Source organism: Yoonia sp. MH D7 (assembly GCF_054439475.1).
Map to the genome: position 1 here is coordinate 2,422,472 of NZ_JBTJCF010000001.1, position 11,117 is coordinate 2,433,588.

11 protein-coding genes are annotated in these 11,117 nt (G+C 55.2%); 3 read left to right on the plus strand and 8 right to left on the minus strand.

Annotated elements, in window-relative coordinates; all coding sequences use genetic code 11:
* Positions 1-56: 56 nt before the first annotated feature.
* From ACXLHR_RS11945 to ACXLHR_RS11975, 7 genes are all read right to left on the minus strand, one after another.
* Complete coding sequence (locus ACXLHR_RS11945) at positions 57-398, minus strand: hypothetical protein (protein ID WP_458791653.1); 342 nt, start codon at positions 396-398, stop codon at positions 57-59.
* Positions 395-2,326 carry an AAA family ATPase gene (locus ACXLHR_RS11950; RefSeq protein WP_458791654.1) on the minus strand — a complete coding sequence of 644 codons (1,932 nt, stop codon included), beginning with the start codon at positions 2,324-2,326 and terminating at the stop codon, positions 395-397. Before ACXLHR_RS11950 ends, ACXLHR_RS11945 begins: the two co-directional genes overlap by 4 nt.
* 24 nt (positions 2,327-2,350) lie before the next feature.
* Positions 2,351-3,469, minus strand: coding sequence for a hypothetical protein (locus ACXLHR_RS11955; protein WP_458791655.1), 1,119 nt, complete (start codon positions 3,467-3,469; stop codon positions 2,351-2,353).
* Positions 3,462-3,767, minus strand: coding sequence for a hypothetical protein (locus ACXLHR_RS11960; RefSeq protein ID WP_458791656.1), 306 nt, complete (start codon positions 3,765-3,767; stop codon positions 3,462-3,464). Before ACXLHR_RS11960 ends, ACXLHR_RS11955 begins: the two co-directional genes overlap by 8 nt.
* The gene (locus ACXLHR_RS11965) at positions 3,764-4,843 is read right to left on the minus strand and encodes a hypothetical protein (RefSeq protein ID WP_458791657.1); all 1,080 of its coding nucleotides are present in this window, start codon (positions 4,841-4,843) and stop codon (positions 3,764-3,766) included. The genes ACXLHR_RS11960 and ACXLHR_RS11965 overlap by 4 nt, the downstream gene beginning before the upstream one ends.
* 171 nt (positions 4,844-5,014) lie before the next feature.
* The gene (locus ACXLHR_RS11970) at positions 5,015-5,839 is read right to left on the minus strand and encodes a L,D-transpeptidase (RefSeq protein WP_458791658.1); all 825 of its coding nucleotides are present in this window, start codon (positions 5,837-5,839) and stop codon (positions 5,015-5,017) included.
* A gap of 127 nt (positions 5,840-5,966) precedes the next feature.
* Positions 5,967-7,172 (minus strand): M24 family metallopeptidase, encoded by a 1,206-nt coding sequence (locus tag ACXLHR_RS11975; RefSeq protein ID WP_458791659.1) that lies wholly within the window; start codon positions 7,170-7,172, stop codon positions 5,967-5,969.
* Positions 7,173-7,402: 230 nt separating this feature from the next.
* On the opposite strand from ACXLHR_RS11975, the gene ACXLHR_RS11980 reads away from it, so the two are divergent.
* The gene (locus ACXLHR_RS11980) at positions 7,403-7,813 is read left to right on the plus strand and encodes a hypothetical protein (RefSeq protein WP_458791660.1); all 411 of its coding nucleotides are present in this window, start codon (positions 7,403-7,405) and stop codon (positions 7,811-7,813) included.
* A complete protein-coding gene (locus tag ACXLHR_RS11985) occupies positions 7,813-8,772 on the plus strand; it encodes a P1 family peptidase (RefSeq protein ID WP_458791661.1) in 960 nt (319 codons plus the stop codon). Before ACXLHR_RS11980 ends, ACXLHR_RS11985 begins: the two co-directional genes overlap by 1 nt.
* Here the strand turns inward: ACXLHR_RS11985 and ACXLHR_RS11990 are convergent.
* Complete coding sequence (locus tag ACXLHR_RS11990; RefSeq protein ID WP_458791662.1) at positions 8,765-9,538, minus strand: alpha/beta hydrolase; 774 nt, start codon at positions 9,536-9,538, stop codon at positions 8,765-8,767. The two genes, ACXLHR_RS11985 and ACXLHR_RS11990, sit on opposite strands and share 8 nt — an antisense overlap.
* A gap of 80 nt (positions 9,539-9,618) precedes the next feature.
* On the opposite strand from ACXLHR_RS11990, the gene ACXLHR_RS11995 reads away from it, so the two are divergent.
* Complete coding sequence (locus ACXLHR_RS11995; RefSeq protein ID WP_458791663.1) at positions 9,619-11,097, plus strand: NAD-dependent succinate-semialdehyde dehydrogenase; 1,479 nt, start codon at positions 9,619-9,621, stop codon at positions 11,095-11,097.
* Positions 11,098-11,117 lie beyond the last annotated feature (20 nt).

Below are 11,117 nucleotides of genomic sequence, written 5' to 3' on the forward strand. Positions count from 1 at the left end.
TACTATCGCTTCGGAAAGATTTAGCACCTGCCAACAATCTATCGCGTCGATTACACTCACCATACCTTACTCACCCAGCCCCTCGGCAAATTCGCCACCGACAGCACCATAATAGGCGCCCAGATAATCGCGGACACCAGCCCCAGCTTCCCGTAAAACACAACATTCGCGGCCAGTCCAAAATGCGCAAACTGCGCCCATGTCATGCCCTGCCAGATATACAGCGCCACAAAGAACCCCGCACTCAGCACAAACAAAAACACCGTCGACAAAAGTGCTATCACCATCAACGGCTTCACCCCCTCAGGCATCACAAACGACAACAGCTTCGGCACGAACCACGCCAGCATCGCCAGCGTGACGGCGGGAATAAATAGGCCGTCGGACAACAGGGTCACTTATTCGCCGCCAAATACCGCTTCTTCGCCTCTTCAGACCGACCAAAATCGCGGACCATATTCTCAATCGCGACCTCATCCGACTTATCCGCATAGCGGAATTCACTATCGGCGTAACGGTTGATTTCCTGAATAACCATGTCGGTCGTGATCGGCTGACGCAGCTCCTCAATCATGCCCTTCTTGGTGTCGTAATCCTTGAACATAAACAGATCGGGCTCTTCCATCCACGCGTCAGGCAGCTCAAAATCCATCGCACGAACCTTTACCGCATCGGTAATGTTCTTGATCGCACGACCGGTAAAGCGCTCGTCGGCCTCCTGAATCGCCTTCAAATACGTCCCCATCTTGGCAATCGTATCCAGATCACCAATGTCCGACTCCACGCGGTCAAACACACGAATAAGCCCCTCTTCATGCGGCCGCGCATGGCCCGCAAAACTCTGGGCAACCGCCTTTTTAATCTCCTGCGCGCTAAACACCTCGTGCTGGCCGACAGGAATATCATGGTTTTTTCCCATCAAAAGATACAAAATATCAATGTAATCATCGCGCGTCTGCGGACCATCCACCAAGAACCGCGCACCCGCCCGCTGGCGCAGCGCATCGTCCACATTCTCAGGATAATTCGAGAACATCCCGAACGTGCAATTCCCGCGCACAACCGTATTCGCACCCGCAAAACTCTCCATCAGCACAGCGGTAATCTCCAACTGCCCCGCGCTCGACTGACGATCCCCGCGCTTGCCCGCCAACTGATCGATATCGTCAATCGTACCAAAGCCAATCACGCTTGGGTCCAGAATATTGTTGATAAACGCTTTAGCGTTCTGCCCTGATTTCCCCTGATAACTATCAATATTATCAGTGCTCAAGTTCTGATATTTGAACAGATAACCCGCCGTCTGACAATACTCATTCACCAGCCCAGCCATCATCTGGATCAAGGTCGTCTTGCCCGTCCCCGGCTTACCATCGCCCATAAATGTGAAAATAAATCCGCCCAATTCAGCAAACGGATTCAACCGCCGCTCAAAATCATATGCCATCACCATCTTAGCCAGTTTCATCGACTGATACTTGGCAATATGGTTGCCCACGACCTCATTCGGCTTCTTGAACGTCATGGTCAACGTCGACGACTTCCCCTTAGTCGCAGGGCTAAACCCGCGCACCGCAAAATCATCCGCCTCCACGCGCCACGCCGCTTGCGTAAACGCATCAACCTTCGACGCAGTGCTGGCACGCGCCGCCACCTTAACCATCAACGCCTCCGCAAAGGCCAAAACCACGGCCACGACCTTGTGCTCGTCCGTGCCAAGCGCCGCAATATCGCGGTCCAATTCCCAGAGTGCGCCGTGTAATGCCAGCTGACCATTGTCGGTCAAAACCTCTTCAACTTCGCCGATCTCGACCGATCCCTCACGCGCATGGGACGATAGCAAAAACGCCGTCGCGGATCCAAACACATACAGCGTAATCAACGCCTCTGCGGTCAGCAATTCAGAGAACTCGGTCTTTGACGCGTCCGCCAAACCGCCTTCAAAATTCGCACGTTTCAAATCTTTCAACGCAGTCCGCTCGGAAAACTGCTCGCTTACCGCCAGCGCAATCGCAATCGCACGGCGTAGCCCCTGCAACACATGCGCCTGAATGGGCGACGGCAACCCATCGCCGCCAATCCCCTCCACGCGCGTTGTCAGCTGTATCCCCTCGGCACGCACAACACGGCGGGTCGATAGACCGGGCGTAGTCGAGCGAAACCGCCGCGCAGCCCCGATCCCCGGTGATTTCTCGGCCACAGGCGTAGCACCCCCCGATGCAATCCGCGGCGAATGATCAAACCCGTCCAACAAGCCCAATGCGGCGGCGTAATGGCTGCGGATATCGTCCTCGCGCAGCTCCATTTGATCACTATTCTGGCTCATCACTGTTCCTTAAAACTTCTTAAACTACCGATAACTCAACACGCGCCCACGGTCTGAAACAATGAACTTGCGCACGTCGTTAAAGCCCGGTGGATTACGCTCGGCCAAGGCTTGATAAGGGCGCTCTGGCATAATTAACGACCGATCCATGCGTGTGGCCCCCATATCGGCGCCCCCGACAGCAAACGGGTCAATCGCAAAAATTTGCCTTTCGACCGTGCCAAACCAACCTGATTTTACATGCTCAACACGCTCAGTGGTCAGCTCTTCCTCAGACCAAACCATGGCCCAATCATCACCAACAGGACTATTCGCGGCCTCAAGCACCTCGCGCAAAGGTCCGGACTGCATCGTAAATGCACTGGAATACATTGGACCAATATGGAAACGGCGCAACCGCACCGGATGCAGATCGTTAAAATCCTCGTCAAAGCCTTTGGCAATCGTCAATAACTTCAAACCACCCAAAGACTGCGCCATCAAATGTGCCTGCACTTCGGGCCAACGGCTCTGGTCTTTCGGCAAGCCCACTTTGCCCGTATCCTCAAGGTCCATGATATAAATCACGGGCAAGTTCACCTGACTGTCATAAACCGCCCAATGCACCTGAAAATGACGGCGATCATCGTCGTTTTTGATCCACATTGCCTGCGGATCATTGCGCGCCCAGAACATACCGCCCTTCGACAGCTCTTCATAATAAAGCCGTTGCGAAAGCGCATATTGCAGCTTGGTCGGGATCTCCTGCTCACCAACAATCATGCGCACCATCTGATCTTTAAACGTATCCACAGACGGCATCGACGCCAGATGCGACCCCGCCTGAAGCGCATCATTCGCCATCTCCAGCAACTCCTGATACACAGGAAAGCCACTTTCCACGCGGTCAAACGTCAACTGACCTGCATAGGCAAAACGGCCTGAGAAATGATACTTGTGCGACAGCGCCCTAAACGTCAGATTAAGAGCCAGTAAATACCGCGCCAATACATCCGTATCGCGCCGCGCCAACCACCCTTCTGCCTCCATCGTGGCCGCAACCTTGGTCATATGCTGCGTAATGCGCGCGAACTTGCCAAAATAGCGCCGCGTAATGCGGGTGTCTTCGAGTTTAAAGTGGTCAAGGGAAGGTGCTTCAATCATTAGCTTTGTTCCGGTCAAATTCGTCTAATGCCAACCATTTGCGCCAGAACGGCGCCATCGGACCGCGTAAATAACGCGCTGCGGCAAGCCCCGACAACATATCATCCGTCTCTACGGCAAAACGCCACTGCCGCCGATGTAGACAGCGGACAGCGACGCCGAGAAACAAAATTGCCGTGCCCGCAGCCGCAAAAATGCCTGCATAGGGATCAAGCCGCACCAGCATGAAACCAAGCCCCGTCAGCAGGACGGTTCCGCCTATAATCAACGTCAGACGAATTTGCGCCCGAAACGTCACTCTGCCCCGTACTGGTTGCTATCATGCTTCTCCACGATCTTGGCAAACCGGCGCACAAACCGTTCGTCGGCCTTGGCTTTCTGCTCCAAAATCTCGCGTGCGAACACCATATGGTCTTCGTGGGCTTCCAACATATCGGCCATGCGGGCGTTAGTCGCGGCCCCAATCGCGGCCATCGCTGTCTGCGCCTCTTGGTCGGTCTTCACGCCAATTTCGTTGATCTTATGCGCCACATCCTGTTGCTGCGCTGTTTTCAACGACTTCGACAAAGCACCATACAAAACAACACGTTGCTTGGTATCTGTCTCAAGCTTATTGATCAGCACCATTTGTGTTGCCGCTTGATTCTGCAAACTATCAACCCAGGTTTTACCCTTCTCGATATAGCGCTCTAGCGTTTGAGATTTTGCAAGCTTGACCTGCTCCATCTGCACCATCTCGTTATATTGCGCGTTTAGTCCGGCCAACTCGGATTCCAGCTTCGTGCGGACAGCGGCATCCTGCTCCACGGAAATTTTGCCTTCAAGCGTGATAATCGTGGGATCAAGGGCCAGAATATCGGCACGGACCTGCTCCAACTCGCCCACAGTCATCTCGCGCTCATCAAGCGTTGACGTCAGGTTCGTCCCAACCTTGGTTTTTTGATCATTGAGCGTCGCCAGCTGGCCCTGCAACAGCCTGGTGATGACATCGGATTTCGAAATTAAATCCTGCAATTTGTCATCAACACTCGCCGACCGCATCCGCTCTTCGCGCATCGAATCGGACTTGCCACCAGAAAACCAACCCACAATGCTTTCCATCGTCGTCTTGGACCGCATCTCGTCAAAATCCTTCGAGAATGCAGAGGTCACATCGTCCAGCCCCATAATCAATTCCGCGATATTCGCGTTCATCAATTCGGTATGGGCGTGCACATCTTCCAGCGACGCATTCGCGATATCGACAGAAATATCGGTGCCAGTTGCCATCTTCTGTCGGGCCGTCTCAATACGGGACGTCAGTTCGGAAATTTTGGATTGAGCCTCGGCAACTTGCGTTTGGCTCTCTTTAATTTGCGCGTCGAAATCGGCCATTATGAAATGGTTCCTCATTAATGTTATGCGGTATTACATTTAGGTACGTTTGATCTTATTTTCAAATACCATTGAAACTTTTTCAACCGGTTTTCTTGTCGAAAAACGGCATAGCCAAGGCGACACAACAAAAAACCCGCAACCAATTGGTTGCGGGTGAATTTTTGCGATTTATAGTGGCACTTCGGAAACATCCATTGGCGCATTCGGGTCAACCGCATCAAAATCTGGCGGTCTGTCGTTTGCCAAGGCAGCTTCGCCGTAGATTTTTTCGGGATCGACACGGGTCGCAGGCAACTCCACGCCGCGCAGGTAATTCTCCGGATCAACCCGCAGGCTCTCTGCCTCAGACCGCACGTGAATCTTGATACCTGTCTCGACAGCGTTATAAAGATGAATCATATCCTGATTAAACAGACGGATACAGCCAGCGCTGCCCGAGTTACCGACCGAATCCAGATCGTTCGTGCCATGAACCCGGTAATAGGTATCGCGACCGTTCCGATAAAGATACAACGCCGCAGCGCCAAGCGGGCTACGAAGTCCACCCGGAATCCCGCGACGGAACGGGCCGTAAATATCAGGCTCGGTGCGCAACATATTTGCAGTTGGAGTCCAGCCCGGCCATCTACGCTTCATCTGGATCACACCGTTGCCTGCAAACGCCTTGCCCGCGCGCCCCACGCCAACCGGATAGCGAACCGCAATGCCGCCCTCTTTCACATGATATAGGAACTTTGCATAGGGATCGACGTCAAGCGTATTGGCCGGTTGCTCGCCCAGATAAGTGCCTGTCATGCGGCGATTGATGCCTTGAGTGAAGTTGGATGGAATTCCGGGCAAATTGTAACCGGAATCGAAAATAGGGCCATAACCGTCATCAAAGGTTACCGGCGCAGGCATGTCGACGTCGGGTACGGTCGCCGCACAGGCAGCCGTTGTGCCCAACAACATAACGACGAAAGCACGCCGCGAAAAAGGTGTCGAATTCATCATATCAGATAGCCACTTAATTGGTAAATTTCACCCTCAATAGCAGTCACAGCGCCAGTTGCAAAGAAACCCGCTTACCCAGAGACGAAAATTACAGGGACGTGACATACACGCCCCCACATTTTTGTGATCACGATATGATATTATACGCCGGACCATAAGGATATTTGGTAATATCTTCATTGCCATCCTCAGTGATGAACAAAATATCATGCTCGCGATATCCGCCAGCACCGGCCTGCCCCTCGGGGATCGTCAACATCGGCTCCATCGAGATCACCATCCCCTCCTCCAACACCGTGTCGATATCCTCGCGCAACTCTAGCCCTGCCTCGCGCCCGTAATAATGCGACAGCACACCAAATGAATGGCCATACCCGAACGTGCGATACTGCAACAAATCGCGCTCTTCAAAGAACGTGTTGATCTTTGCGGTCACCTCGGAACACACAGCCCCCGGCACCAGCAAACTCATGCCATATTCATGCGCCGCAACATTGGCCTCCCAGACCTTCAGGCTGGCATCGTCAACTTCCTCGACAAACATCGTGCGCTCAAGTGCAGTGTAATAGCCGCTAATCATCGGAAACGTATTCAGCGACAGGATATCGCCGCGCTGCAACACACGGCTGGTCACTGGATTATGCGCACCATCCGTGTTGATCCCCGACTGGAACCAAACCCACGTATCGCGGTACTCGGCATCGGGAAAACGCTTGGCAATCTCCAACTCCATCGCGTCGCGCCCCGCCATCGCGACATCAATTTCGCGCACACCAGCACGGGCCGCATCATGAATAGCAAAGCCACCCACATCCGCCACAGCCGCCCCATGGCGAATCAAATCCAACTCTGCTTGGCTTTTCATCATACGCTGCACCATCGTCGCAGGCGCAATATCGACAACCCGATTAGGCTGCATGAACGCTTCCAACTTCTGGCTCTGCACCAGCGTCAGATGATCGCCCTCCATACCAACAACCGCAGCCACGCCAGCAACCGACACAATCGCACGCCAATAATTGTCACGCTCCCAATCGGTATAAGTGATATTATCACCATAACTGCGACGCCACGGCTGCGCTGCATCAATGCCCGCTGAAATCGTGACACTCTCGGTCGGCGTCACGACCAGCGCATAAGGCCTACCAAACGCACAATACAGAAAACCGGAATAATACGCGATGTTATGCATCGACGTGAAAACGGCAGCCGTCACGCCCTGATCTGCCATAATCTTGCGCAAGCCGGTCAGGCGCGCCTCGTATTCAGACGGCGCAAACGGCAACACTTCGGCGCCTTGATGGAAACGGTAAAACTGTGGACGGGTAGTCATAGATCAGACCTCACGCAAAATGGGGCTGATGTGCAGACCCCGAAAGGTCCCGGCGTTCAGGACGAAGGCATCTCTGCCAAGCGATGCTTCCCATCTGCGACGACGCCATCGTCACGTGCTCACCCACAGCGTTAGGCCCAATTCAAAATCCAAACAAGCGATTTCAGCGTGACAGCGCCCCACATCGGGTGCACCCTAGCGCCAAACGCATCAAATCCCACAGGACACCAATGTCGGTTCTTAGAAAATTCATAAGTTACTTCAAACGCATACCCGAACCAGAGCTGCCCCATGCGTTACCCGACAATAAACTGCGCCTGCATCTGCTATGCGGCGATTTCATCGACCACGATGCCGCTATAGCCTACTGTTTCCACACCGACGGCGAAAACCCCGAACAAATCACCATCGACCAACCGGGCGCATTTATCGACACGGGCTTCGTCGAAGTCGCTTTCAAAAACGCCCAAGCCCGCCTCAGCGACTTCCTCTCCCCAGAAGACGTCAGCCACACAGTCTCAAAAATGCACGGCGCCAACACGCTGATCATCATCACCGAAGACGCATTCGGCGGCTTCCCCTACGTACTGGGCCACACCGACACGCTCACCTACCTCGGCCCCTATGTGGTCGACGTCTAATGCAAAACCTGATCACCGATGTCACCGGATTTCGGGTGGGAAACGCCCATGACGCAACCCTAAAATCTGGCGTCACAGTGCTGACCGCCAACGCGCCATTCACCTGCGGAGTGCATGTCATGGGCGGCGCACCGGGCACCCGTGAAACCGATCTCCTCGCGCCAGACAAAACCGTCGAAGCCGTCGACGCACTTGTGCTGTCAGGCGGCAGCGCATTCGGGCTCGACGCCGCCTCTGGCGTCACCGACGCCCTACGCGCTGACGGTCGCGGCTTCGCAGTCGGCCCAGTGACCGTCCCCATCGTCCCCGCCGCAATCTTGTTCGATCTGCTCAACGGCGGCGACAAAGACTGGACCCAAAACCCCTACAATGCCCTCGGACGCGACGCCTATGCCAACGCGGCAACCGGTTTCGACATTGGCACATCTGGCGCAGGATTTGGTGCAACTACCGCAAATCTCAAAGGCGGATTAGGTTCGGCCTCAATGACCCTGCCCAATGGCGTGATCGTCGGCGCACTCGTCGCAGTCAACGCGCTCGGCTCCGCCACCGTCGGCGACAGCCCGCACTTCTGGGCCGCACCCTTCGAATTTGCTGGCGAATTCGGCAACCTCGGCCCTGCCCTTGGCTATCCACGCGGCCGCCCCATCACAAAGGGACACGGGCGCAACACCACCATCGGCATCATCGCCACAAATGCGCATCTGACCCAAGCCCAATGCACCCGATTAGCCACCTCAGCCCACGATGGATTTGCTCGCGCGCTCGTGCCCAGCCATACGCCAATGGACGGTGACTTGATATTTGCCGCCTCAAACGGTGATAAAACATGTGACGATCTGATCTACCTTGGTCATGCCGCCGCAACCTGCATGGCCCGTGCCATTGCACGCGGTGTCTTCGCTGCCCGCTCAACCCCGTTCGAGGACCCTCCCTGCTACGCCCGCCGCTTCAGCTAAACAACGCTTTACAAATCGCGCTGTCGGGGTCGGCCAGCGGCTCAATGACATTAAAATGGTGCGCACCGTTCGCCTGCACCACATCACACCCCCAGGCTCTTGCCAATTCACCCGCTTGCTCGATAAAAACAGGCCGTTCGTCTGCGCCAACCCAAACCGTGACAGGTACATCTGGCCTTGCCATATGAATAGGACTGTGCGCCCGCGCCGTCGCCAGATCCAACTGCAAAGTGGCGTTCATTTTGGTCTGCAACAGCGGCTTCAAATCCGTGACAGGCGAAATCGGCAGCACGCGCTTTAACCGCCCCCTCCAGTCCATCCCCGCCAATCGCGCCACCAAATGCCCGCCCGCTGAATGCCCCGTAAAACGCAAAGGTCCCTGCACAAGATCTGCCGAAAACTGTGCTGCCTTGATAATTTGCGTTGTTATGTCCGGAATCCCCACACTAGGACACAAATCATACGACGGAATCACAACCGCATAGCCACGCGCCAACGCCCCCGCTGCCAGATGCGACCAGTACGACTTGTCAAACGCCAGCCAATACCCGCCATGCACAAACATGACCAAACCTTTCGGTTCTTGGGTCGCAGTCAGCGTAGGGTGAAAAATGTCCAAAACCTGTCGCGCGCTCTCGCCGTATGACAGATCCAGATCGCATTTTACCCGCTTGCGAAACGCAGCAGCCAAGCCCGCCCATTTGTCAGGATACGCATCACCATCCGCAATATATGCCCCGTTCGAAAACCGGTCATCCATGTCCATTTATACGCCTCCGCTGAATTCCACCCTTTACCATATCATGCTAGGCTGTTCAGATGCGCGCAACCCATAGGAGACACCAGATGTTAGACAAAACAACAGACCTCAAGTCGCTGCTCAAGAACCCCGATCTGCTTTGTACGCAGGCTTTCGTCGGCGGCAATTGGGTTAACGCCAAAAGCGGCAAAACCTTTGAAGTCACCAACCCTGCACGCGGTGACGTGATCGCGGTCGTCGCCGATCTGGACCGCTCTGAAATCGCGACGGCCATCGACGCCGCAGCCGGCAGCCAAAAAGCATGGGCCGCACTCGCCGCCAAAGAACGCTCCAAAGTGCTGCGCAAATGGTTCGACCTTTTGATGGAAAACCAAGAAGACCTCGCCATCATCATGACTGCCGAACAGGGCAAACCTTTGGTCGAATCCCGTGGAGAAGTCGCCTATGGCGCATCCTTCATCGAATGGTTCGGCGAAGAGGCAAAACGCAACTACGGCGAAACCATCCCCGGCCACATGGCGGACAAACGCATCACCGTGATCAGCCAACCAATCGGCGTCGCCGCCGCGATCACACCATGGAACTTCCCCAACGCCATGATCGCACGCAAAGTGGCCCCGGCGCTGGCCGCTGGCTGCTCCTTCGTGGTGCGCCCCGCTTCACTCACACCACTTTCAGCCCTCGCTATGGCGAAACTCGCCGAACAAGCGGGCCTTCCAAAAGGCGTGCTCTCCGTCGTCACCTCCACCAAATCATCCGACGTCGGCAAAGAATTCTGCGAAAACCCGATCGTGCGCAAACTCTCGTTCACAGGCTCCACCGAAGTCGGCCGCATCCTGCTGAAACAAGCCGCTGACCAAGTGATGAAATGCTCGATGGAACTCGGCGGCAACGCGCCCTTCATCGTATTCGACGACGCGGACCTGGATGAGGCCGTCATTGGCGCAATCGCCTGCAAATTCCGCAACAACGGCCAAACCTGCGTCTGTGCCAACCGGATCTACGTGCAAGCTGGCGTTTACGATGCCTTCGCCGAAAAACTAAAAGTCGCGGTCGAGGCCCTACGGGTGGGTGACGGCCTGTCAGACGGCATCACCCTCGGCCCGCTTGTTGAACCCGCAGCCGTCGAAAAGGTAAAAGAACACCTCGCCGACGCGCTGTCCAAGGGCGGCACTGTCCTGACAGGCGGCAAACCTCACGCGCTTGGCGGCTTGTTCTATGAGCCAACAATCGTCACAGGTGCGACCAAAGACATGATGGTCAGCGTCGACGAAACCTTTGGCCCGTTCGCGCCGCTCTTCAAATTCGAAGACGAAGACGATGTGATTGCGCTCGCCAACGACACCATCTTTGGCCTCGCATCCTACTTCTACGCCAAAGACCTGTCGCGCGTCACTAAAGTCGCCGAAGCCCTTGAATATGGCATCGTTGGCGTGAACACGGGCATCATCTCTACCGAAGTCGCACCCTTCGGTGGCGTGAAACAGTCCGGTCTGGGGCGCGAAGGCAGCCGCCACGGCATGGATGACTACATGGAAATGAAGTACATCTGCACCTCTGTTTAATTTATTTGGTGGCCGCGCCA